The sequence below is a fragment of the Pseudoalteromonas sp. ABE4_541 genome (assembly GCF_056312285.1).
In genome coordinates this window covers 86,751-112,669 of the sequence record NZ_JBSVEM010000015.1, presented here as the reverse complement: position 1 = coordinate 112,669, position 25,919 = coordinate 86,751, and the positions used below count along the sequence as shown (strand labels likewise).

The window sequence follows — 25,919 nt, the reverse complement described above, 5'->3', positions numbered from 1 at the left end:
TTGTCAAGCAGTTAACACTGCTAAAAGTCATTTTTCTATACAAAAAGAAAGAAAAAAAACATTGAGAGCAAAATATATACAATTATCTTTCTTCATAGCAGCTTATGTCGTTAACCAAAGAAGCCTGAAATAGAACATGTTATTATTTTACGCTTAATATATTACAAATTTAATTAATTTGTCACCTCTAACTTAGTGAGTGTTTGTCTAAATTCACGCAATATTGCATTCCAATTGTCAGCTGTGTGTACAATTTTTGGCGTTACAAACACGACAAGCTCTGTTTTAACAACATTATTATCGGTGCCATCAAATAATTTTCCGAATACAGGAATAGATGAGAAAAAAGGCACCCGCTTGTCGTTATAGGTTGACTTTTCATCGATCAAACCACCGAGCATAATAGTTTGACCATCTGCTGCAATCACTTCTGTTTTGAGTGCTCTATCTAAAATAATAGGGTTACCACCAGCACCGGCACCACCGGATGACTGAGAGCTAATCTTTTGCTCAATCTCCATCAATACAACGCCTTGTGCATTAACAGTCGGTGTGACGGTCAGGTTGATGCCCGTATCCAAGTAATTAACCGACGTTTGGGTACCAACATCAGGTGAAGTCACTAATTCACCTACCACGGGAATTTTATCCCCCACATTAATATTGGCCGAAACACCATCTCGTACCGCAAGCGTTGGCCGAGACAATACATTCACATTTGTGTTTGTCTCTAGTAAGTTCAAAGCAAGATTGCCAGATGCACCTTTTAACTTATAGGTTAACCCTGTATCTGCGGCAGAGGTAAACTCAAAGCCACCGGTAATATCTGCACCTAAATTAGATAAAGCGAATGTGACACCTTGTTTAAATATATCAGTAAGCTTTACTTCAGCTATTAATACTTCTAGCACAACTTGCTTAGGCAATACATCTAATCGCTTAATTAAAGGCTTGAGTGAGCGGTACTTATCACCCGTAGTTTCAAAAATCAGTGAATTCGAGCGTTCGTCTACCACCATCCGCAAGCCATTTTGGCTAACAAAAAGGCCGCTTCTAGTATTGCTTTGCGAAGATGACTGGTTCGCCTCTTTTTGCTGCGAACTTGAAGTTGAAGCGCCTATTTCCCCAGTGTTTTGGCCAAATAAACGCTGCAAGCTCTGACCCAAATCTATTGCTCTCGCAAATTCTGGTTCAAAAATAAAAAACTGCGTTTCATTACCATCGGCAGGCTTGTCTAACCGCTCAGCCCAAAAAGAAACACGTTGTAAATACTTTCTCTCATTCGCAAAAAAGACCAGCGTGTTAGTTCTCTCTATTGGTACTATGGATACGGCTTGTTCAATAGAGGTTTGATCGCTTGCGCTAATGCCATCCTGTTTAAGTAAATTCAGTAAATCTTTACTCAACTCTTCAGAAGGAACAAACTCAGCCTTAAACATCGCCACTTGTCTATTTCTAAAAGTAGGCTGGTCCAACAGCTGAATAAATTCAAGCGCCTTTATTACATCTCGGCGTTTTCCTTTGATTAGCATCGCTTTTTGTTCAAACAGCTGCCTGACATCAATACGCGTCAGTTCTTTAATTGTGCCCGCTAAAGAAACCTGCGTGCCACTTCTAAATGGCACAAGCTGTATGATTTCATCGCTTGTATTAGGGACATCCTCTTTTCGGTTTCCATACCCATAAACTAAATTACCCGCAGTACCATCCGCATTTTTATGGATATATAGAACATCGTCTTTAAAACGGAATGTTATTCCCCTCTCTTCCAATAACTCTCGACTAACATCAAACAACTCTCTTTTTGTTAGTTCTTTTTGAAAATTAAGGGTCACCTGATCATTACTGGTGCTCAACGCCTCGCCAAGCACATAATTAACCGATAAAAGCTCTCCATATACATAGTGGAGAAAATCTCTCACTTTCAACGTGTCGAGCGCTAATTTCACTTTTTCAGAATCACTAAAGTAGCCAGCCAGTAAATCTTGCGAATCGCTAATTTCTTCATTCACTTCCACGGCTGACAGATAAACAAATCCGCTTTGTTTCGATCCTCTGTCTTTGCTTGCTGGCACTTTTTCTTCGCTGTCAGCTTGCCGACTATTTGCATTTTTAATGCTCAAATAGGAATCTTTTACAGATACCGTTTTAGGAGACGTGCTACAAGCGGTTAATGCAGCAGTCAACGCACTAACGAGTATTAAATTCTTTGATGGCATCATTATTTATCCGCTCTCATTTTGATGTCTCTTTTACTTTCATACATTAATAGCGTTACTTCTTGTGACGATTTTTTAAAGTTAACGCTTTTCGCCTCTGTAATTTCTACGTCATAACCATGCGTATTTTGACCGTGAACATAACGCTCAACGACTTCTTCGCCTGACTTCAAATCTTTTACTGCAATTAATGCAAAACGTTTACCTGAGTTGTCAATAATGGCTTTGAGCTGCAATTTTTGCTCGCCAATGAAAAAATCGAATAGCTCACCGCTTTGCTGTGCTTGCTGTTGTGCATTCATCAGCGAGCTATCATTAGCCTGCGGTGTCTCTTCATGGCGCCCAACAAGCTCATTTAATTGCGTGAATGTTTGCTCAGTAATTATCGGCATCAGAAAGGATTCTACTTTCGGTTGCAAACTTTGCACTTGTGAAGGGGAGCTTTCGCCATCAAACAAGGCTACGCCTTTTAACGATAAAAATATGCAAAAAATGAAAATCATCAAATACGATAAGCGGCCCATCATTCAACCTCTTGTTGGTGCATATACAGCGAAAGCAGCAAATTGCATTGAGAACGCCCCAAAGATGCCTCGTCTTGGGACAGGTAAGACACCTTAAATTGACGGATTGAAATTTTGCTCTGTTGTGCTTCTAGATTATTCAAGAACTTCTGAATATTAACCGTATTGCCAGAAACAGTAATATTGAGTTGATGCCTAGTTAAACCTGCTTCTGGTATTTCTAGCCTTGTCAGCCATCCAATATTATCGACCTCTAATTGAAATTGCTCTGTCAAAGCGGTGAGCTTCTTTTGACTTGAAAAGCGAAAGTCAGCTTCTTCAGCATAAGACCAAACTAACTCATTGAACTCCTTGAGTTGTCTTTCTACAACTTGAAGAGCATTGTGCAATTGTGATTCATTGGCAATGACAGCGGATGATTTAGCTAATCTTTGTTGATTTTTTTGTAGTACATCAACTTGCTCTTTCTGCCATGTAAATAACGGTACAAAAACAAACTTGGCGATTAACAGTATTAGTAAAATGCCTAGCAACGCCTTTTTTTGTAAAAGCTCACTTTTCATCAGTCTCGCCCTCTATTTTTACTCTATCAACGGCGAGGTCTAGCACAAAACTAATCACAAATTGTTCTCGCTCACGATTCTTTCTGACAGGAAAATCAAATCGAGCATCTGACACCCGCTCCACGCTTTTTAGAGCCTCAAGTGCTGAGAGTGCATTGCTCGCATCTCCGCGAACAACGAACCTCTCGTTACTAAGTTCAACACTATTTAAATGAGCTATTTTAGATAAAGGTTCTATCGCAAAAAAGTAAGGACTCACAATCGGCGTATTGATAAAAATACCTTTTTGCGCATTCAATTTTGCTAGCTTTGTATCAAGCATGTTAAATGTATCAAGTGCGTTATCTACTTCTGAGCGCTTGCTTTCTAAGGTCGATTCAACATTCAGCATGTTTATATAAATATAGGCGCTGGATAGAAGTGAATAAGTCACAAAAATTAGAGCACAAACAGACGCGGTTCGTTGTGCTTGTGCTTTATATGTTTTAAAAAATGATACATTAAAAAAGTGTTTTACCAATGTGAGAAGAGATTTATTTATACCATTGAAAAGCAATTGAACTTTTTGCTGTTCAGTCGCAATTTCTTTGTGCTTATCACTGGCAATTCCCACGGCATGAGCAAAGCGTTCAGAGCTATTTACGAGCGGTGTTTTGTACCCTGAGTATGTCAGACCCAGTCCTTGTGCACAGAAGTAATTTCGAGTTGAGTCAAGCGCGACTTCTAACGGTTCGAGCGTTTTGGCTAACACATAGCTTTCCGGAAGCATAATCCAACTACGGCTCACCTCCTCACGGAAAACCCAGGAGTTGTAATAAGTAAAGTCTGTATTATCGCTACCTACTGAATAAAAACTCACCTTTGGCAAAGACATTTTTCGCTGTGTTTCAAGCACTTTTTTTACGGCTGAAGCTTCTTTTACAGGAATTTTATTAACGGTCTCCGAATAGTACTGTTTATCATAAATAGTAATAATACCGACCTGCTTTTCACTGCGCTTCAAAAGTAAGTTGCTACCATCTAGTACAAACTTATAATGGCCCTGACTGTAGTACCCCACGAAACGCACAAAGAGCCACTTTTTTATTTTTTCTAGTATTTGATTCATATCTCTTTTACTTCTACTGAGACTAGGTCTACAGGACTTGCTTTACTGGGATTTAACAAATAATAAAGTGTTCGAACATAGCGAACGTTTTCTATTTTTGTTGCAATTGTGACTCGAAAGCGATTTGAGGGGTACAAAATAACACTTTCACTTTCCATTACTCCCGATAAATCTGAAAACTTTCTATCTGTTAAAGCGTTGCTATTTCTAAGAGAGATTACAGCACGAGCAATCTCACCATGAAACAAAAGCGAAAGTAATTCATTAGGTGAAGTCATGGGGTTAAATTTGCTTGTTTTAAATACGGTAGAGTTTCTCTCCAACATACCTAACAACTCTGTATCATCTATCAGTGCATTTAACTCAGCCGTATGCTGTATTACTCCATTTTTATATGCGTATTCTTGGTCGAAATACTGATTAATGGTATCTAAATCCTGATAGTCCACTATTTTACCGTAAAGTAGCTGAGCATCATAATTAGAAAGACCATAGTTAGTCAATACCCGTTGTACCCTATCTTTTTCTGGATAATTTAAGTTTAGTAGCCCTCTTAAGTCCTGAAGCTTAACTTCATTAAATTCGTCCAAACGAAATGATTGACTGTGAAAGTTCCACTTATCATCAAATCTGAGTTCTTCTTTCGATATAAGGTCATTTGGCCCTTTAGACTTTGTAAGTAAGTTATACAAAATTAACGATTCGGCAGAATGATTTGCAACGATTGCTTTGCTCTTATAATTAAAGCTGTGCGCAAACTCGACTTGCTGCTTTGCACTTTTGGCAAAAAATAATGCCATCACTGACAAAATCGCCAAGAGGATTAAAACTTGGATAAGTGCAATGCCTTTATTATTCATCAAATATTACCTGAATCAAAATAGTGCCTATACCAAGAATTTGGCTCTTTAGTCAGTTCTGAATACAAGGTGTTACTCAATGAATCTGCCGTAAAGGAAAATTCAATTTTACTTGGTATCAGCGCTGAATCAGCACCTGAATACAACTTATGCCAAACCTCTTGTCCCACTCGAGAAGACTTTTTAGACAAGTTATCCCAGCCAAAATATCGGAATTGCACTTTTTGCATATCATCAAGTAGTACAAGTGAATGAGTGAATACAATCTCTTGCTCAGTGGTTTGTAAAATAAGCGATGATAGGGGTAAAGACTGATATAACAACTGGCTTTTACCATCTTGATTTTGCAAGCTAAGGCGAAAAATCACCGGCTCCTGATCATAAACGATACCATTTGTACTTGTTGCCAATAAAGCGTGTTCTCCGCCTTCAAAAAACATAACCGGCGCCCCCACTTTAGACCTGACAATATAAGGTTGAATGCCCGACAATACACTTTCTAGCTGCATACTAACTTTAGAAAACTTCGCAGCGTCCATAAAATTACCGAGTTCTTTATCCCAACGAGAAACTAATTGAAAATATACAAAATTAGCGGTTGCCAACAAAACCATCAGTAAAGTCGTGGCGATCAGCATTTCTATGAGTGTAAAACCTTTCACTTTACCCATCTCGCCAGCTCACCTCATAAAAAGAAAACTCTTCATTCACTTTGCTTAACTTAATTTTCAGTGAAACCTGCCACAACTTATAACTGTTGGATTGAACTGCAAGCGTCGTTGTTAATGAGCCGCTTACGGGAGAATTGGAAACGCTTTTACTTTCTAATGCTTGTGCCGTCCAACGATACTCTAACTGCTCAAATTCTCCCTCACCCGAGAGCTCACTTAAAGTAAAAGGCTGCGCTCTTAGTGAAGCGCGCACGACTTTTAATATGGAAGGAACGTAACTTGAAATGACAACATGTTCAGAAGCTCTTTGACTGCTAAGTAGAGCGCCCCGGTAAACTAGAGAAATAGCGGTCACGGCACTAAGAAAAATAACCACAGCAACAAGCAGCTCGATAAGCGTAAACCCCTTAGTACGCATTTAGCTCTATCTCTCTGTTTTGGCCCTTGAAGTACACTTTAATTTTTCCTGGTACAGCGTAGCCCTGACGATTAATTCGAATATTTACAGGCTCCAATTTTAAGTATTGGTATGTCTTTGAAACCGAACTCTGAGCTGTGGAGAGTATGCTTCTATCATCCGTGATCTTTAAGTGATACTCTTGTCCCTCTAAAAAAGCTTTATTTCCAACATTACTCAAGTACGTGACTAATTCAAGATATTCAGACTTAGCGTTAGATTTTTCAATTGCGTGAAAAGATAGTGGCGCGACTAAAGAAAGAATGAGTGCCATTAGACTCATAACGATCAGCAACTCAATAAGTGTATAGCCGCGAACTTTATCAAAGCGCTCGTATTTATTTTTAAAAAGCGACATCATTCAAAGAGACCATACTCATTAGCATAGTGACAACAACACCGCCGACAACCCCCCCCATGAACAGTATCATCAGAGGCTCAAGTAAAGTGGTCAACTTTTCGGCCCATGACTCAAAATCAGCTCTAGAGCGCTGAGATATTTCATCAAAAACGATGGCAAGCTCTCCAGATTCTTCACCAACTTCAAGTAGTGATACGAAAAATGGAGGGTATAATTGTGTTTGACTCAAAGTGGTTGAAAGCTTTTCGCCTTCATATACTTTTTTTCGTGCTACTTGCATTTCAGGTAAAATTAGCGAGTTTTTAATATTTCCATTCGCCAACTCCAGAGCTCTATCTATTGCAAGACCAGATTTGATCATCAATGCTAGACCACTATTAAAGCGTATTCTTTCGAGCGTAACCACCGCATTTTTTACTAACGGCAGTCGCAATAACAGCTTATCTCTATACTTTTTAGCGGAAGGCGACTTGAAAGTAGAGACAGTTGCAAGTGGTATTACAATAAATGCACCGAAAACGAAAAGTTGGTAGCTTTGCATAAAACTACTCATATCTAGCATGGCAGATGTATACCAAGGTAACTCTTTAGCTTGAGAAAACATATCAGCCATTTTAGGAATAATGACATTAAATATGAAAACAATGCTCATCAAGCAAACAAAAAATATCACACTAGGATAAGTCAACGCACTGATAACTTTTCCTCTAAGCTCCCGCCTAAACTTTAAATCCTGTGCCAAGCCACTAAAAACTGTAGCTAAATCCCCAGATGATTCTCCCAGTTCAACTAAATTACAATACAAGTCATCAAAGACTTTTGGGTGTGCTCTCAAGGCACCAGACAAGTTTTGCCCTTCTTTTATGTCTTTACTAATCGTTTTTAGTATATTTGCAAGTGAGGGTTTGGCTTTTGTCTTTGATATAATTTCCAGCCCTTTATCAACCCTGACGCCAGTTTTTAAAAGTAAGCTTAATTCAGAGGTAAAAAACTCGATATCTGCGAGTGAAACCTTCTGACTTTGAAAACTGGAAAACGTACTTTCCCTATAAGCTGATACTTCATAAGGAATTAGGTTTTCGCGAGACAATTCAGCAAGTACCGCATGCTCATCTTGCGCATCTATTTCACCTTCAATTTTTGCCCCTGACTTATCAAAAGCTTTATAGGTAAACGTTTTCATTAACCTGCAACCCGAATCACTTCATCTATTGTCGTGGCACCTTGAATGACTTTATATAAGCCATCTTCCATTAACGTTCTACGACCTTGTGAAGCATTATGTTTATGAGCTTCATAAATGAAGTCACTATCTTTTGGTAACGCTCTAATTGTATCATCGCACGCCAAATACTCAGTGATTGCGATTCTTCCTTTATAGCCAGTATATGCGCATCCCTCACAACCTTTAGCAACACGCAAGTCTAACTTATCTAGCCCCGCACTCTTAGCTAGCGATGCAAGCGAATACTTCTCAATAACTTCGTGAGAATTTGGATGCGGTTGCGCACAATTGCATAACTTTCGTGCCAGACGCTGTGCGATAACTGAGATCAGCGCAGCATTAAGCAAAAATTCATCCACACCTAAATCTAATAAGCGTGTATAAGCACTTGCAGCATCGTTGGTGTGAACAGTTGAAAAAACTAAGTGGCCAGTTAAAGCAGACTGAAGCGCGATCCTCGCTGTTTCTTTGTCCCGTATTTCACCTAACATGATGATGTCTGGATCTTGGCGAACAATAGATCTAAGTCCTGAAGCAAAATCAAATCCAATATTTTTATTTACTTGCACCTGGTTCACACCCGCTAATTGATACTCAACGGGGTCTTCCAATGTAACAATCTTTACATCATCATTGTTCAACGCATTCAAGAATGTATATAGGGTCGTCGTTTTACCAGAACCTGTTGGACCTGTAAGAAGAATAACGCCTGCCGTTTTTTTGATGTCAGTCTGAATTGATCGCTCAACATCTTCAGAAAGCCCAAGTACTTTCATGTCATACTGTATACTTTCCTTTCTTAGGAAACGCATCACGACCGACTCACCGTCATTTAGCGGCAATGCTGAAACCCTAATATCTAATTCTTCGTTGGCAATTTTCATTTCGATTTTGCCATCCTGTGGCCGCCTTTTCTCCGCGATATCCATACCAGAAAGGATTTTCAGTCTGGTAATCAGAGGCAACTGCATACCTTTAGAAATACGCTCAGCCTCATGTAGTACGCCATCTACTCGAAAACGCGCTCGATAATTCCCCTCCAACGGTTCCAAGTGCATATCCGATGCTCCTTGCCTAAGCGCCTTGCTTATCAAAGAGTTTAATAAATTTACGACTGGCGTCTCAGAAGCCAACTCTTTTAGCTTTTCCTCTTCACTGGTAAACGTTTGCAAAGCAGGAGGAGGAGCTTCACCGCCGAGTTGTTCAGTGAGCCAATTTAAATCATCTACTGATGCGATATACAGCTTTACACTTTGCGGTTGTTCTGCAATCCAATCGTTTACTTGTAAGTTGAAAGGATCATTAACAGCAAGGTGTAACACATTGTCTTTAACTTTAAACAACTGACATTGTTCAGCTTGGAAAGGGACTGTTTTGATAAGATCAAGTGGTAGGTAGCTGCTGTCAAAATCTGATTCACTAAACAGTGGGATATCAAAAGCACGGCTTAACAAAAGTGGCAGCTGATCTTCTGTAAGAACACCCATATTCACTAATATATGCTCGATTCTACCACCAATTTTTTGCTGGTAATTTTTGGCAGAAATCAAATCATCGTTTGAAACACTAAATTGTGTTTGTAGAATCTGTTCCATCATTCGGGCGTTATATCTTCGTTATTGCCTTCACCACCGAGCTTCCCATCAGCACCAAAAGATTTTAATTCATAAGGCTTATCGACCTTTGCATTCGAACTATAGAAATACGCATTCCCCCAAGGGTCTACAGGAAGCTCTTTAGCTAAATAAGGGCCATCCCAGCGCGGGTCATCACTCTCCATTAATTCACTCAGTTTTTCGGGGTACCGGCCTACATCTAAACGATAAGTATCTAAAGCGGTCTCTAACGACGCCATTTGAGCAGCCGCAATTTTACGCTCCGATGAGCTTAATTTCTTTAAAAAATTAGGTGCCACCAAAGACATCAATAGACCCAAAATTACAATAACTATCAAAAGCTCCATCATGGTGAAGCCTGTTTGAGTACGACGTATATTTTTCATTAAAAAGTCCAAAGAATTATTTTTTTACTAACACATGCTTACGCACGAATCGAGCCACTTTCCAAGCGTGTTGAATGCAAGTGGAATAACATGCAAACACAATACAAAATAGCGTTAACATAATCCAGTCTTGAATACCCATTATCTCACCAATCACACCGACCAAGGTGAGCGCTATAGAAAATAGACAAATACTAATAAGTGCATTGCGTGAACTGAAGCCTATACGCATAAAAACATGATGTAGATGATCGCGATCCGCTTTGAAAGGAGATTGGCCTTTTCGAAGTCTGCGAATAATAATTGCGACCATATCCATTAATGGTAGCGCTATCACCCACAACGCTGTAACCGGACTTAGGGCATTTTGTGTACTTGATTGAGTTGAAATTGCCAACAGCCACACTACGCTTAACCCAATGAACATGGATCCAGCATCCCCCATAAATATCTTTTTGTTACGATGCCCCATTATTCCTAAATTGAACGCTAAATAAGGCACTATGGTCGCAATTATAATAAGTGGTAATATACTTAATTCAACGCCATTAATTGCGGTAAGCACAAAAATAGCTAAAAAAGTAATGATACTTATTGCACCAGCTAAACCATCAATTCCGTCAATCATATTAAACGCATTTATCGCAGCTATTACTGCAACAATGGTAAATGGAATCCCAAACAAGCCTAAATCTATATCGCCAAAACCAAATAAATTGCCCAAGTTGTGGATATATATATCAGAACCCCACATCATAATAAGCGCGACAAGTGTTTGAACACAAAGCCTTACTTTAACCCCAAGCTGTTTATAATCATCTATCACCCCTAAAACCACGATAGCGGCAGCACATAATAAGTAAACAACTAGCTTTTTCTCTAGAGGTATAAAAATTAGGACTGATATAAACACGGCCAAAAATATAGACAAACCACCTATCAGCGGAATTGAACCCACGTGCTTTTTTCTTTCCGTTGGTATGTCCACTAACCCTAACTTTTGCGCCATCGGTTTCATCATGAATATTGAACAATATGACGCCAAGAAGGCAAAAATCATCACCATGTTATAATACAATCCCACTTTTAGAAATTTGACTAAGCAGAGTATTATAGCCCAACGCTAATACACATGAAAGGCTACGATTCTCCACTCAACCTACTAGTCGATTCTTGCAATAGAAGCCGCTGTGATAGCCAATTGTGACATAATCTGTGTTACTGTACTCCACAGCGTTAGGCCATCAAGGTGCTGTGCATTTAGTGGCACAACCACCGTATCCCCTGGCGCTAGCTGAGCATCATTATTATTAACGGCAAACCAAGATAAGCTCAAGTTCGGGATTTCGACTGAGCCATTCGCTTTGATAATATAAATACGCTCTTCATCTGCTTTTTGTTTAAGTCCACCGCTAGCTTTGATGTAGTCGTCTACTGACTTTGCTGGGTCAAACAAGTGCGTGGCGGTCAAATTAACTTCACCAATTACACTAACAGAGTCTTGAAGTGCTGGAATATATAATGCGTCTCCATCTTCAAGCTGCATATCTAGCGTTGCTTTTTTATCGATGTTTACGACTAAACGGCCCAGAGCTTCAACTTTGGATAAATCTTTGAGAATTTTATCCATGTCTTCGTAAGGCAGCGAAGTATTAGAGGTTGAACTTTTATTAAAGCTATTGGTGATAATTTCACGGCGAAGGTCACGAGTAAGCCTTTGTATTTGAGACGTCTCTTTTCGTCTAATCGACTCTCGAGTAAAAATAGCAGCTTCTTTGTGAGCAAACTCGTTAAAACCACCAACTCTTTCAAGCAGATTTTCGAGCGTTTCACCGCGTCTAATAGTATAAGTGCCTGGAAAATTTACTTCTCCGACTACTTTAACTTGCAATCGCTCTTGCCAGCTAGGTTTGGGGAAAATGTTTAGAGTATCTTTACTCTCAATGCTTTTTACAGGTTTTTTCCATTCCTCAAGACCATTAAACTGGATATGCTCTACTTGCGTATGATCAGTATCATTGACTCGTGTTAACTCAACTTTTTCAAGGTAAGCTGACTCTAACAAGCCACCGGCAGCTTTTACAGAATTCCTAAAGTTTGCATTTTTAGTCAAGGGATAAACACCTGGGAATTTAACTTGACCATTGATTGCAAACAATTGTGCAGGCTCCATCGGCTTTGCTTGCCTTTGAAGTTTAGCTAGCACAGGCGCTAAGAGCTTATAACGGCTAAAAGTCGCATAGTCTTCATCTTTTACTTCTTCTGGCTCTTGGAACAACGCATCAATACTGGTAATAACTTTTATTTCTTCTTCTAGTTCAAATAAATTATCTTCTTTTAAACCTATATACTTTAAGAACTCATCTCGCTCGTATTGTTCCCAAAGTTTAATATTTTCACGTAGCTTAAGCTGCTCTTCGTTGTAAGCTAAGCTTTCAAACAAAACAGACTCTTCTTTTTCTAGCTGATAACGACTAAATACTACAATTGTATCATTAGATTTTAACTCCAAGTTTGACGCTTCATCTTGGTACATATCTTTGAAAGAAAATTGCAAGATCTCAATATCACCTTCAAGATTAACTTCACGTATGATGATTGAATAGTCATAGTCGGCTATGGATAATAAGTCCTCTCTTGGAGAACCAAATAAGTCTTTCACAGTCTTCCCTTCATGCCACTCATAGTGTCCTGGAGAAGTAACCGCACCAATCACCGTAATTGTATTTTGCAGCCTTGTAGACGCTGCATGTATTGATATTTCATCACCATTTTTAGGCGAGTAATCTGTTTGTTCCAGCAAATTGAAATTCAGAGTGATTCTTTTCCCTGTCCCGTTGTATCGAGAAACAACGAACTTTGATTTATTCGCGCTCGCTTTTAAGCCACCAGACATGGCAAGTACACTATCCAGTGTATCGGAGTCTTTTAGTTCAAATATTGCGGAACGGTTTACCTCTCCTTTTACAGATATTTTTTTAGTTGCCGGTGGAATGAAAACAACGTCACCGGACTTCAACGGTATATCATTAGAGCTATCACCGAACAGAAGTAAATCATATAGATCAAATGTTGTAACAAGCTGCCCAGCTCTTTTCACTTGTATTTTTCTTAAAGAGCCTTTATCGCTTACACCTCCCGAGACAAATAAGGCATGGGTTACAGTCGCTAATGGTGACACTGTATAGCTACCTGGTTTATATGATTCACCCACAACCATAATTCTGATCGGATTTAATTCACCCATCGAAATGAACGCTTGGACTCCAATCATTTCCTCTGAAATTTTTTGCGAAACAAGCTGCTTGAGCTCTTTAAAAGTCAAGCCAATTACATGGACGGGAGATAACTGAGGTATAGCTAGGCGACCTTCACGATCTATTTGAACTTCATGCTCCTCATTTTCCTTGCCATACAAGTTTATTTTGACCGTGTCCCCCACCCCGAGTAAATAACTATCTGGAATAGCTGCTAACTCAGTAGGAGAAAAGGTCGTAGGCTCTCCCGCAAATAATTCGTAACCAAATGGCTCTAATTCTTCCAGCTTTGGTTTAAACTTATCTTCTTCAAGCTCTTCTAGTTCACCATCTTTGTCGCGTGGTAGAATCGTTCCTTTTGATACGTCTTGAGTTTCGTTATCACCTTCTTTACCCTCTAGCTCATTTAAGGATATCCCATATCGCTTAGCCAGTGCTTCTTGCTGTGCCTTAGGCAACTTTTTAAACTGCTCTATTTGCTTAGGACTAGGAGATGCAGCTTGAACAACATTCCCTATGCTGAAAAAAAAGACTGACAAAAGAAGAGAAAAGACAGCTAATTTACTGAACTTCACGAATATACCCTTATTGAATACGCGACTAGACCGACGAATGATACAGTATTTCTACCCTAAAAAAAATGGGACACTAGGCCCCATTTATGTTTAAAATTGTTAACGCTTAAAAGCTATAGACTAAAGTCAGTGACGTTTCCGTATCCGTGTTATCCTTTTCCGCGGCAACATCTGAGTTATGAATAACGTTGTAAGCCACTTTCATCTGCAAAGAGCCGTTAATTTTGGTCATCAAGGCCGATTCAGATGTGGTTTTCGTATTACTCTCACCGTATTCCATTGCTAATAATTGCGTAAATCTCGCGTTCTCAGAAATTTGCCAATTAAAGTCTAGTTTAGCAACACCGATAGTTTCATTCTCAGATGTGCCAGCTAGCGGGTTGCCGTTTTCATCCAAAGCAGAACTTGAATTTTGATGTTCAAAACGTTTGATACCCGGACCCACTTCAGCATTCAAATACATATCTTCACTATTTAGTAGTCTTAAACCGTAACCAACAGATAAAACGGTTTCATTTCTATAAGCACCAAAATAATCTGAGACATATGAGCCATAAATAAATAAGTGACTATGATCTTCTTGAAGCTTGTAGTTACCCTGTGTTGAAATTGAATACTTTTCGTTGGTGCGCTCAGTAACACGCTCCCCCGCATCATTTTCTATTTCATCTTCTTTATAAATTGCGCTCAGCTTATATTCGTTGTGCCAGTTTTCTAGATTGTGTTTGGCTTTTAGACCACCTTTCAATGTGGTTGTTTTGGTGTTACCACTGGTGATAATCGCACCCACTTCACTGCTCACATCCCAGGTTTTCTTGGTTTTAGCATCCGCATTACTTGCGTGCGCAGTGCTTGCAATACTAGCCATTACACATAGCGACAATAGTTTAAATTTCATTACTCAACAGCCTTTCAATAATTAATCTTTATGAAGATGAACATCCATTTGCGGGAATGGAATGGTTATACCTGCCTCATCAAGGGAGATCTTTATATTTTCAACCAATTCAAAATAAACTGGCCAATAATCTGATGTTTTGACCCAAGGGCGAACAACAAAGTTAACACTTGAGTCGGCTAATTCTAATACCGCGACATTATATGCTGGGTCTTTTAAAATTCGTTCTTCTTTATCCAGCACTGATTTTAACACTTGTTTAGCTTGTTTTAAGTCAGCGTCATAACCCACACCAATCACTAAATCTATACGGCGTGTTTTCTCTCTAGAGAAGTTAACAATAGCACCCGACATGATGGCCGAGTTTGGCATAATGATAACCTTGTTATCTGGCGTCTTTAATTCAGTTGAGAAGATTTCAATTTTTTGCACACTTCCCGCCTTTCCACCAGCTTCGATGTAATCTCCCGCCTTGAATGGGCGCAAGATAATGATCAACACACCGGATGCAAAGTTAGATAAAGACCCCTGAAGCGCCAAACCTATCGCCAAACCTGCAGCACCCAATATAGCAATGAATGACGTTGTCTCTATACCAACTTGCGATAGTGCCATAAGAATCGTTGCAGCAAACACGGCGGCATAAACGATGTTGGCAACAAAGCCTCCTACTGCTTTATCTATTTTTCGCTTTTCGAATGCTTTTACTGTCAGCTTTTCAAACGCTTTAGCCACTTTGAGGCCAATTAATAAAACAACGAGTGCTAGCACAGCCTGAATTGCAAAGTGCATCAACATGTCAGAGTTGTCATTTAACCAATTTAACGCATTATCCATTAGGCCTCCTAGGCTCAATTCTTAATTTGTCGCGGATCATACATAGATTATATGAATATTGACTGTATGGTAGGATTTTTTATTTCAGCATTTTTTTGATAAAAAATTGAAATTTTACTTTGCAAGTGCCAGATATTTATGTATTATGCGCGCCACACACCAACGAGGTGTTGTTATTGCGGCGGCTGTAGCTCAGTTGGTAGAGCCCTGGATTGTGATTCCGGTTGTCGTGGGTTCAAGTCCCATCAGTCGCCCCACTCTTTTCTTACGCTAGAAATTTTTAGCGTCTTTTTGTCAGATTATCTCTTTTCACACGACAATATCCTCATTTTAAATATACTTTCAGTGCTACTCGATTAGTTGTGTAGTTGTACCGCTCTTCTTAAACTAAGTACTCTATTTTGAAGCAAGAACCCCCCATCGCTTGTCCTACTATCGCCAAAGTACCTATGTCCATGTAGGCAAAGCAAAAAGTTCGTGATTTGGTCGTTGCTCTAAGTGAAAAATTCTCAACGTCGCTATCATCAGGTACAACCCCTCAAAATGATTAAGTATTATTACGGATTGCGATTGCTTTTTTTTACAGGCAAAAAAATGCCACCTTTCGGTGGCATCACACACGGGATTATTTCTACGTATAGATAGAAATTCTTTACTTCCAGCTTCTCATTTTATGACCTTTAAGGGCATAAAATAGAATAAATAAGTAGCTGGGGATCATTAAACTATAAGCGCCTTGTGCGCCTAAGCCTGCAGCATTACCGATACCAATGAGCAGTGGCCCTAAAGCACCACCTGCAATACCCATAATCAGTAAGCCAGAAGCCGTACCAGTCAATCTACCTAACCCATCTAGGGCTAGAGGCCAAATCGCAGGCCATACCATGGCATTGGCAAATCCTAATAATGCAATGCACAATAGCGGATCAGGTAGCTGAGGTCCACCAAATGGGACGAGTAACAGATCCGCAATAGCAAACGAATCATTGCTCCCCAACACAACGGCTAACACCGTTACAATACCTGCAATTCCTGACATCATCAAGGCACTTTGTTGTGACATAAAGCGAGGGATTAGTGCAATACCTATCGCATAGCCAATTAACATACAACCCATCGTATAAGAAGTCATAACTGAATAATCCGCGATGCCTAACTGCAGCGCGTACGAGCCAATTGTATCCGCCGCAATCACCTCAACAGCAACATATAATGCAATACCGATAACACCAAGCACAAGATGAGGATGAGATAAGGTTTCTTTTAACTCACCTTTGCCAGTTTCACTTTCTTCGTGAAACACCAGATCTGGTAAAGGCGAGAACTTGGCAAATAATGCAAACATAAAAATAAGACCCGCAATCGCCATATATGGTGCAATTAAGCTATTTGCCATGATATCTTTTTGCTCTTGGGTCAGCTTAGCGCCACCTTCTACTAAACCACTCACTACGACTGCAGCAAATACGATCGGTACTATTACACCAGCAGATTTATTTAGTAACCCCATAATGCACACGCGCACCGCAGCCGACTTTTCAGGGCCCATTTTTACTACATAAGGATTAACCGCCGTTTGTAACACCGTCTGTCCAACGCCAATCATCAACTGTGCAAATAAGAAAATTTCTATCATTTGCATCTTAGCAGCGGGAATATACATCAAAGCAGATGCCGCCATGATGACGCAGCCAATTGCCATACCGTTTTTATACCCCACCCGTTTAATCAACATTGCTGAGGGAATACCTGCAACAGTTACCGCTATGTAAAATGACGAGATGATAAAAGAGGCTTGTAATGGGGTTAGTTCAAGCATTTGCTGCAAGAATGGTGTGATTGCGCCATTTAACCACGTAATACAGCCCAAAATGAAAAACATTGAACCGGCAAGTACCATCGGCAACCAGATACTCTGCCTGTCTTTACTTTCAATATCCACGATTGCTTCCATAAAGTTTCTTCTTGTTGCTAGTTAATATCGTTGTTTTAGTGGCTGTACATTAATAAGGTTTATTAAACGATGACCGCATACGTCTCAAAAAACAATAAATGACAGCGCTGACATTTAACTTTACGTTAAAATATTACATTTTACTAGTTAGATTTTAAACACAAATGTAACTAAAACGGAAACCACCTTATTAAGGTTCTAGCTACATTCTGTGAGTTAGTAAAACTATGTCTAGTTTAACTCTGTGATACGACTCGTATTTCCTTCACCTAAACGTGATCTAAGTTGTATTTTCTCATTGCCGGATACGTCAACTGGTGAACGATAAGATTGCCAGCTGCTTCCACCATCCGTGCTGTACTCAATAGCTAAGTATGGAAAAGCGCTATTGGCATATAACTTACCATCTGTCACTTTAGCACCGGGTACAGGTAAATTTGCATGGACGCCCGATTTTTGTAACTTTCCGAGCTCTTTAAGTGACACTGCAGCCGCAAAGTTGTGCCAATCTTTTGTATAAGCTTTGCCATTTATGCCTGATTTTTCCCAAGCCGCTTTATGCCAAGCACGCTCTGCCACTGATATAATGCGGGGGAAAATCATCGCTAGCACCTGCTCTTCGGTGCGAATAGTTTCGCTCCATACCTGCCCTTGCACACCTAAAATATTTTCAGGTTTTTCCAACTTAGGGAGTTCACGCCCAACCAAAGCTTCTAAATTATCGATAGGCTCTCGGTTACGCGTAAAATCCGCATTGCCATACACGTCATCAGGCATATAGCTAAACGCTTTTTTGGTATCAATATAGCGCGTCGCCCAGTAATAACCGCGTTCTTGCGGGTGTGCTTCATATGGGTGATCAAAATACAAATGTGTGCCATGGGATAACACGACTTGATAACCTTCATTCGCTAAGCGATACGCTCTATCCGCCACTCCCCACTCCCAAATATTATCCCATACATTCGCAGTAAAGGTTTTGTTTGCAAAAGCTTGGCGGTTGAAAGGGTTTACTTTGTCATACATCAAGCCATCTTCCCAAGCTCCTGGCGTAATGCCGCGTTTATGCAGAATATCCGTAACGCGTTTAGTAAAATATGGCTTTAGATCAGCAACTCCAGCTACGCCATTACTCGCATCCGCAAACAATGCTTGGCATGCTTTAGAGCCACTCCAGGAACCATTTCCGACCTCATCACCACCAAAGTGAAGATTAGTTAAGCGTGTACCCGCTTCACGATACATGCTTTGTAATTCGTAGGTTACTTTTTCAATAAAGGCATAACTTGAATCTAAACAAACATTAATAGAGTTGTCGGTGTAGTTTTGCACCGTCATGTACTGCGAAGTATCACCCGGTTCACTGAGTAAAAAAGCTTCTGCTTCTTCTTTTTTATTCTCAGCGACCAATTTGTTGTATCTAGCTTCCATTGATTTGATAGAAGCGCGAGCGTGACCGGGGCTTTCAATTTCTGGAATTATCTTGATATGTCGCGCAGTGGCAAACTTTAATAACTCAATAAACTCATCTCGTGTTAAAAAACCATTACCTGATCCCGATTTAAATGGTCCAGTACCTAGTTGCGTTAACAAACAAGACTGCTCTGTTAAATCAAAACAGCGGGTTCCGCCTATTTGTGCCAATTCCGGTAGCTCTGGAATATCTAATCGCCACCCTTCATCATCTGAAAAGTGCCAGTGCAACACATTCATTTTATAGCGGGCCATTTGCTCTACGAGTTTAAACATCGCATCTTTGCCATGAAAGTTTCGAGCATTGTCATAATGCATACCACGCCAAGCAAAACGAGGACTATCTTCTATTTCTACATTTTGAACGGTGACTGTGCTTTTTGTATCCGCCGGGAATAAAGCTAATAGGCTTTGCAAGCCATAAAACACACCAGCGTTATCAGTGCCAGTTATTTCGATTTTATCGTCACCAATTACAAGTCGATAACTTTGTGCCTTGGCATCCAAAAGTGAGTTATCTACTTTCAGTTGAATGGTTGCTTTTTTGCCTAAACCGATATGATCTGGTTGCGCGTCTACCTTAATCCCGAATGCAGCTAAATCTTGTTGAAACACCTCTACTTCTGATTTAAGTCGGCCAGCATAACGAATTTGCCAATCATTATTGATAGTTGCACTGCCACGATTAAAATCCACCTTTAGCGGCTTTGGAATAATGCGCTTTAGTGCTTCTTCTTTATTAACATCACCGAGCTCTGAATTACGCTCATAGCGAAGTGCTGCAGTTGCGATTTTTGTGTAGTCTTTTGGCTCGTTATAACGCTTTAGCTGGTTCTCTCTTTCAATTGGGGCGATAAATTGACTAAAGTCCTCTGTGTTCGTATTGGCGAATATAGCGGGATCTTGATTACCTAATGTCATAAACGCACGGGGCATAAAATCACTATATGCAGAGATCCAAGCAGCCGCTTCAAACTCTAGTTTTAAACTTGCACCATTTTCAAGCCCTGAAAATTCATTGGTTGGACTAAAACGATGTAAGTCACCATTCACATGTTCAATTTTCAAGCCTAGCACAGAGGATGTATGAATTTTACGTACCGAGTGTATATATATTTGCCAATCACTTTCTCCTTTTGGCAGTGCAACACCTGAGTCATTTTTTAGTGTCATTGAAGCAATAAAGCGACCAGCACCTTGGTGAAAGTTATCTTCGACTGCAAAGATCAGTTTTGTGCCCTTAGTAAACTGCTGCAACTGCGGTTTAGAAAAAGATGCATTGGCGATCAGTGGCGCAGCGAGCAGGGCTGTGGCTAATAAGGTTTGCTTAAAATTCATCCGAGGCTCCTTAGTAAAGCGGCTTTGCATTCGCTTAATAGCTGTTTTTATTGGTGCGAATTGTGTAATTAATAGCTAATTTGTTCCTTTTCATCATATAAAAACAAAAATGACAGCGCTATCACTATTTTTTCATATTCGATATTTTTGAGCTGAACATAACAAAAAGCCCGCTCAATGGCGGGCTTTTATGACTTTTTGATAACTTACCAAATTTTTACACGTTGCTCAGGTGATAGATACATTTTATCACCTTCTTTGACGTCAAATGCCTTATAGAACTCAGGCATGTTTGGTAGTACACCAATTACACGATAGTGGCTTGGTGCATGAGGGTCAGTTACAAGGCGGTTTCGTAACTCCTCATCACGGTACTTTCTACGCCAAATTTGCGCCCACCCCATAAAGAAGCGTTGTTCACCCGTATAGCCATCAATCACAGGCGCTTTATGTTCACCTAGAGATAATTGATATGCTTTATATGCTACGGTTAAACCGCCTAAATCACCTATGTTTTCGCCAAGGGTAAACTGTCCGTTTACATTGGCATCCTCAAATGGTTTAAACTGGTCGAACTGCTCAACCAACTTCTTACCACGAGCTTCAAATTGTGCCAAATCCGACTCACTCCACCAGTTGCGCAAGTTACCATCACCGTCGTACTTAGCACCTTGGTCATCAAAGCCGTGTCCTAGCTCGTGGCCAATCACGGCACCAATCGCACCGTAATTTACAGCATCATCTGCTGCTAGGTCAAAGAAAGGAGGTTGTAGAATCGCAGCAGGGAATACAATTTCGTTATTAACCGGATTATAGTAAGCGTTCACTGTTTGCGGTGTCATAAACCACTCTGAACGATCAACTGGCTTACCAATCTTATCGATCATATCTTGATATGCCCATTGATTGTAACGCACATAGTTGCCAAGTAAATCGTCACGCTTGATTTCTAAATCAGAATAATCTTTCCACTTGTCCGGATAACCAATCTTCGGCGTAAACTTACTGAGCTTTTCTTTTGCAGCAACCTTAGTTTCTGCGCTCATCCACTCTAAGCCATCAATTGCTTGCTCAAAGCCTTTAATCAAATTATCGACTAAGTGAGTCATTTTTTCTTTGGCTTCAGGTGGGAAGTACTGCTTCACATAAATTTTGCCCAGAAGCTCACCCAATACATCATTACTTGAATCTACCGCTTTCTTCCATGTAGGCGCTTGCTCTTCAAGCCCCTTCAGCGTCTTACCAAAGAAATTAAACTTAAGAGTGACCATGTCCTTATTTAGCAAGCCTGCATGGTTGGTCACAAAATGCAGCGTTAAATATTGCTGCCAAGCTTCTAAGCTAGTTTGAGCGACTACATTAGACAATCCTTCATAGAAAGAAGGCTGCCTAACGATAAGCTCTTCCAAGTCAATACCAAGAGCAGTGAAATAAGCGGCCAAGTCAAAGTCAGGCATCAATTTATTTGCTTGCTCTAAACTCATCTTATTATACGTTTTTGTTGCATCACGACTATCTACACGCGTCCATTGTGCATCTGCAATCGCCGTTTCTAAAGCAACAATATTTGCAGCAGCTTGTTTCGCATCTTTGTTGCCTAAGCGTGTGAACACTTGCTCAATATAATCAGCATACTGCTCACGTATTTTTATAAATTTTTCTGAGTCGTTTAAGTAATAATCTCTATCAGGTAAACCTAAACCAGTTTGATATAGATAAAGCGCATTAACGCTTGAGTTTTTTGCATCGTTGTTAACATACCAAGCAAGCGGGCTTGCCCCACCTTTGGTCAGCATACTTGCCATTGCAGCAGGTAAGTCAGCCTTACTCTCCAATGCATTCAGTTCATCAAGGTGCGGCTTTAATGGTGCTAAACCTAGCTCCTCACGCGCTGTTTCATCCATATAGCTGGCGTAAAAAGCACCAAGCTTATATTCATCACTGCCCGCTTTTGCTGCGTTATTATTTTTAGCAGACTCTAAAACTTCTTTAAGTGCCTTTTGTGATTGCTCGTACAACTGCGTGAACGAACCGTAATTTGATTTATCAGCAGGAATTTTTGTTTTTTCTAGCCATTTACCGTTTACATGGTAATAAAAATCATCTTGCGCTTTCACTGTGCGGTCGATATTGTTCAAGTCGATACCCGACGCTAAAACCACCGGTGCAGTAGCTTGTGATTCTACCGATTGCGTATTGCTTGGCTCGCTACACCCAATTAAACCCAGTGTCATCGCAACACCGGCAGCAGCTAAAGTAATTTTATTCATTGGTATTTTCCCATAATATTTACCCTAAGCATCTTAAACTGGCTTGTCCCTTAAAAACAAATTTCCTAGTTTAATAAATGACGAATAATAGTAACAAATGATGTCTGACACATTAAAATGTGGATTGTAAAAAGCTGACGATTTCTTTATTTGCTTCAGGAAATGCGAGTTCATGGAGCTTTGCAATATTCACCCACTGACAAGGTTGCCCTTCAAGTCCTTCAGCTTCGCCGCTAAAGTCGTCAACGAGATAAATTTCCAAGCACACCTGTTTGTCACCATAATCGTGCTCAATGCGCATTATCTCCTGTGCGGTATTGACCGTTATGTTGACTTCTTCTTGCAATTCTCTTTTCAAAGCGTCAAGTACACTTTCATTCGCTTCAACTTTCCCACCAGGGAACTCCCAAAGCCCTCCTTGGTGCTGTTGGGCATTGCGCTTACTAACAAAAATGTCACGACCTTTTTTTATAACGCCAACAGCCACCCTGACTACTTTTTTATCCATCTTTACCCCCGAAAAAAAAGCGACCATCGGTCGCTTTTTTAATAACTTTACCGTGCTGTAATTATTTTAATTTACCACAACACTGTTTGAACTTTTTACCTGACTGACAAGGACATGGTTCGTTACGGCCCACCTTTTGCTCAGCACGCGCAGCAACCGCTACACCTTCAGGCACTTCACCACCGACATGCTCTGCTTCAGCATGCTGATATTCACGAGGCGCTTGCTCACTTCGACGGTGTTGCTGCTCCACTTTTTCAACATCTTCTTCCGCACGCACTTGTACTTTACTGAGCACGCCAACTACATCCGCTTTTAAATTCTCAAGCATTTCAGAGAATAGCTCGAAAGACTCACGCTTATATTCTTGTTTAGGGTTCTTTTGTGCATAGCCACGTAAATGGATGCCCTGGCGAAGGTGGTCCATCGCAGCCAAATGATCTTTCCAATGCTGATCCAAGCTTTGTAGCATCACCGCTTTTTCGAATTGACGAAGCACATCAGGACCAACCATCAGCTCTTTTTGCTTGTAAGCTGAATCAACTTCCTCGTTGATGCGATCGCGCAGCTTCTCTTCATACAGTTTATTATCTTCTTCTAGCCACTGAGCAATCGGAAGCTCTAGTAAAAAGTCCGCTTTAATACGCTCTTCAAGACCCGGAATATCCCACATTTCAGCCAAGCTTTGTGGCGGAATGTACTGATCAATCATGCCATTGAGAACATCACTACGAATAGCGGTGATGGTTTCTGAGATATCACCTTCTTCTAGCAATTCATTACGCTGCTCATACACCACACGACGCTGGTCATTTGCTACGTCATCGTATTCAAGTAATTGCTTACGGATATCAAAGTTACGCGCCTCAACTTTACGCTGGGCATTTTCAATTGCGCGGTTAACCCACGGGTGCTCAATCGCCTCTCCTCGTTGCATGCCTAGCTTACGCATCATATTTGTCATACGCTCACCAGCGAAGATACGCATTAGAGCATCATCCATCGATAAGTAGAAACGGCTTGAACCCGCATCACCTTGACGACCTGAACGACCACGTAACTGGTTATCAATACGGCGTGATTCATGACGTTCAGTACCAATGATATGAAGACCACCTGCCGCAAGCACTTCATCATGCACTTTCTGCCAGTTTGCTTTGATATCAGCGATTTGTTCTTCAGTCGGGTTATCTAACTTGGCAACCTCTGATTGCCAGTTACCACCTAAAACGATATCCGTACCACGACCAGCCATATTAGTTGCAATGGTGACTTTGCCAGGCAGACCTGCATCCGCAACAATATCCGCTTCTTGCGCGTGGAACTTCGCATTCAGTACGTTATGCTCAATTTTTTCTTTACGTAAAAATTGTGATAAGTACTCTGAACTTTCAATTGAGATGGTACCCACGAGTACTGGCTGACCGCGCTTCTGGCAATCACGAATGTCCTCAAGGATAGCCTCGAATTTTTCATCTTGAGTAAGGTAAACCAAGTCTGCGCGGTCATCACGGATCATTGGCTTGTTAGTCGGGATAACAACGGTATCCAAGCCATAAATTGACTGGAACTCAAACGCTTCAGTGTCAGCCGTCCCCGTCATACCCGCTAATTTATCGTATAAGCGGAAATAATTCTGGAATGTGATTGATGCTAATGTTTGGTTTTCATTTTGAATGCGTACACCTTCTTTTGCTTCTACTGCCTGGTGTAAACCTTCTGACCAACGACGACCTTCCATAGTACGGCCTGTGTGCTCATCAACAATGATAACTTCATTGTCTTTAACCACGTAATCTACATCTTTTTGATACAATTTATGTGCACGAAGTGCTGCATAAACATGACTCAATAGTGTGATGTTACCGGCAGAGTAAAGTGAGTCCCCTTCCTCGATTAGGCCTTGTTCAATAAGAAGCTCTTCAACTTTTAGTTGGCCGCGCTCTGTTAAGTGAACCTGCTTTGACTTTTCATCTACCGTGAAATCACCGTCACCTTCCACCCCTTCTTCATCTTCTTTTTCTTGCTGAATAAGCGAAGGTACAAGCGTATTAACTTTAGTATACAATTCAGAGCTATCTTCAGCTGGACCCGAAATGATCAAAGGCGTTCGCGCTTCATCGATTAAGATAGAGTCAACTTCGTCTACAACGGCGTAATAAAGAGGACGTTGCACACGCTCTTCAATACTAAATGCCATGTTGTCACGCAAGTAGTCAAAACCAAATTCGTTGTTGGTTCCGTACGTAATGTCAGCCGCATACGCTTCTTTTTTCTGCTGTGGCATCATGCCTGGCACGTTACAACCAACAGTTAAGCCTAAGAATTCAAATAATGGACGGTTAGTTTCAGCATCACGTTTAGCCAGGTAATCATTCACCGTAATAACATGAACGCCTTTACCTGTCAGACCATTAAGGTATGCAGGTAGCGTCGCTGTTAACGTTTTACCTTCACCCGTACGCATTTCTGAGATACGACCTTCGTGTAGCACCATACCACCGATCATTTGCACATCGAAGTGACGCATGTTGAATACACGCTTAGAAGCCTCACGCACCGTTGCGAAGGCTTCTGGTAAAATATCGTCTAAACTAGTACCTTGCTCAAAACGCTGTCTAAATTCAGCTGTTTTGCCTTTTAAATCGTCATCAGAAAGTGCACTAAATTGCTCTTCAAGGGCATTAATTAAGGCGACCGTCTTTCTTAAGTTTTTAATAGTGCGGTCGTTGCGACTACCAAAAATCTTGGTAAATAAATTAGCTATCATGTTAAAACCGTTTCACTCTAGTGATGGCTGACCTTCACCATATCCATAT

Annotated in this window: 20 protein-coding genes and 1 tRNA gene; 1 reads left to right on the top strand and 20 read right to left on the bottom strand. The window is 40.5% G+C overall.

Going from position 1 to position 25,919, the window contains the following annotated elements; all coding sequences use genetic code 11:
* Positions 1–173: 173 nt before the first annotated feature.
* From ACW689_RS15035 to ACW689_RS14965, 15 genes are all read right to left on the bottom strand, one after another.
* Positions 174–2,222: a secretin N-terminal domain-containing protein gene (locus ACW689_RS15035; protein WP_476292765.1), complete on the bottom strand. Its 2,049-nt coding sequence runs from the start codon at positions 2,220–2,222 to the stop codon at positions 174–176.
* Complete coding sequence (locus ACW689_RS15030) at positions 2,222–2,746, bottom strand: hypothetical protein (RefSeq protein ID WP_476292764.1); 525 nt, start codon at positions 2,744–2,746, stop codon at positions 2,222–2,224. The genes ACW689_RS15035 and ACW689_RS15030 overlap by 1 nt, the downstream gene beginning before the upstream one ends.
* Entirely contained in the window at positions 2,743–3,306 is a 564-nt protein-coding gene (locus ACW689_RS15025) for a hypothetical protein (protein WP_476292763.1), read from the bottom strand. Before ACW689_RS15025 ends, ACW689_RS15030 begins: the two co-directional genes overlap by 4 nt.
* Positions 3,296–4,414, bottom strand: a complete 1,119-nt coding sequence (locus tag ACW689_RS15020) for a hypothetical protein (protein WP_476292762.1) — start codon at positions 4,412–4,414, stop codon at positions 3,296–3,298. The genes ACW689_RS15025 and ACW689_RS15020 overlap by 11 nt, the downstream gene beginning before the upstream one ends.
* A complete protein-coding gene (locus tag ACW689_RS15015) occupies positions 4,411–5,274 on the bottom strand; it encodes a type II secretion system minor pseudopilin (RefSeq protein WP_476292761.1) in 864 nt (287 codons plus the stop codon). Before ACW689_RS15015 ends, ACW689_RS15020 begins: the two co-directional genes overlap by 4 nt.
* Entirely contained in the window at positions 5,274–5,945 is a 672-nt protein-coding gene (locus tag ACW689_RS15010; protein WP_476292760.1) for a prepilin-type N-terminal cleavage/methylation domain-containing protein, read from the bottom strand. Before ACW689_RS15010 ends, ACW689_RS15015 begins: the two co-directional genes overlap by 1 nt.
* Positions 5,938–6,363, bottom strand: a complete 426-nt coding sequence (locus ACW689_RS15005; protein WP_476292759.1) for a type II secretion system protein — start codon at positions 6,361–6,363, stop codon at positions 5,938–5,940. The genes ACW689_RS15010 and ACW689_RS15005 overlap by 8 nt, the downstream gene beginning before the upstream one ends.
* Positions 6,353–6,763 carry a pilus assembly FimT family protein gene (locus ACW689_RS15000; RefSeq protein WP_476292758.1) on the bottom strand — a complete coding sequence of 137 codons (411 nt, stop codon included), beginning with the start codon at positions 6,761–6,763 and terminating at the stop codon, positions 6,353–6,355. Before ACW689_RS15000 ends, ACW689_RS15005 begins: the two co-directional genes overlap by 11 nt.
* On the bottom strand, positions 6,747–7,946 hold the full coding sequence (locus tag ACW689_RS14995) for a type II secretion system F family protein (protein WP_476292757.1): 1,200 nt from the start codon (positions 7,944–7,946) through the stop codon (positions 6,747–6,749). The genes ACW689_RS15000 and ACW689_RS14995 overlap by 17 nt, the downstream gene beginning before the upstream one ends.
* Entirely contained in the window at positions 7,946–9,583 is a 1,638-nt protein-coding gene (locus ACW689_RS14990; RefSeq protein ID WP_476292786.1) for a GspE/PulE family protein, read from the bottom strand. Before ACW689_RS14990 ends, ACW689_RS14995 begins: the two co-directional genes overlap by 1 nt.
* Positions 9,583–9,990, bottom strand: coding sequence for a type II secretion system major pseudopilin GspG (gspG, locus tag ACW689_RS14985; RefSeq protein ID WP_476292756.1), 408 nt, complete (start codon positions 9,988–9,990; stop codon positions 9,583–9,585). The genes ACW689_RS14990 and gspG overlap by 1 nt, the downstream gene beginning before the upstream one ends.
* A 16-nt stretch (positions 9,991–10,006) precedes the next feature.
* A complete protein-coding gene (gene wecA / locus ACW689_RS14980; protein ID WP_476292785.1) occupies positions 10,007–11,050 on the bottom strand; it encodes a UDP-N-acetylglucosamine--undecaprenyl-phosphate N-acetylglucosaminephosphotransferase in 1,044 nt (347 codons plus the stop codon).
* Positions 11,051–11,152: 102 nt separating this feature from the next.
* Positions 11,153–13,822 carry a polysaccharide biosynthesis/export family protein gene (locus ACW689_RS14975; protein ID WP_476292755.1) on the bottom strand — a complete coding sequence of 890 codons (2,670 nt, stop codon included), beginning with the start codon at positions 13,820–13,822 and terminating at the stop codon, positions 11,153–11,155.
* Between the two features lie 106 nt (positions 13,823–13,928).
* Positions 13,929–14,720, bottom strand: coding sequence for a DUF481 domain-containing protein (locus tag ACW689_RS14970; RefSeq protein ID WP_476292754.1), 792 nt, complete (start codon positions 14,718–14,720; stop codon positions 13,929–13,931).
* Between the two features lie 21 nt (positions 14,721–14,741).
* Positions 14,742–15,557, bottom strand: a complete 816-nt coding sequence (locus ACW689_RS14965; protein WP_476292753.1) for a mechanosensitive ion channel family protein — start codon at positions 15,555–15,557, stop codon at positions 14,742–14,744.
* A gap of 181 nt (positions 15,558–15,738) precedes the next feature.
* Here ACW689_RS14965 and ACW689_RS14960 point away from each other — a divergent pair.
* Positions 15,739–15,814 (top strand) — tRNA-His (locus ACW689_RS14960).
* 395 nt (positions 15,815–16,209) lie between these two features.
* Here the strand turns inward: ACW689_RS14960 and nagP are convergent.
* The 5 genes from nagP to secA all read right to left on the bottom strand — a co-directional run bounded on the left by nagP (position 16,210) and on the right by secA (position 25,870).
* Entirely contained in the window at positions 16,210–17,511 is a 1,302-nt protein-coding gene (gene nagP, locus ACW689_RS14955; RefSeq protein WP_476292752.1) for an N-acetylglucosamine MFS transporter NagP, read from the bottom strand.
* A 231-nt stretch (positions 17,512–17,742) separates the two neighbouring features.
* On the bottom strand, positions 17,743–20,322 hold the full coding sequence (locus tag ACW689_RS14950; RefSeq protein WP_476292751.1) for a family 20 glycosylhydrolase: 2,580 nt from the start codon (positions 20,320–20,322) through the stop codon (positions 17,743–17,745).
* Positions 20,323–20,528: 206 nt separating this feature from the next.
* Positions 20,529–22,592, bottom strand: a complete 2,064-nt coding sequence (locus tag ACW689_RS14945) for a M13 family metallopeptidase (RefSeq protein ID WP_476292750.1) — start codon at positions 22,590–22,592, stop codon at positions 20,529–20,531.
* A gap of 112 nt (positions 22,593–22,704) precedes the next feature.
* Entirely contained in the window at positions 22,705–23,100 is a 396-nt protein-coding gene (mutT, locus tag ACW689_RS14940; RefSeq protein ID WP_476292749.1) for an 8-oxo-dGTP diphosphatase MutT, read from the bottom strand.
* Positions 23,101–23,161: 61 nt separating this feature from the next.
* On the bottom strand, positions 23,162–25,870 hold the full coding sequence (gene secA, locus ACW689_RS14935; RefSeq protein WP_476292748.1) for a preprotein translocase subunit SecA: 2,709 nt from the start codon (positions 25,868–25,870) through the stop codon (positions 23,162–23,164).
* Positions 25,871–25,919: the final 49 nt, after the last annotated feature.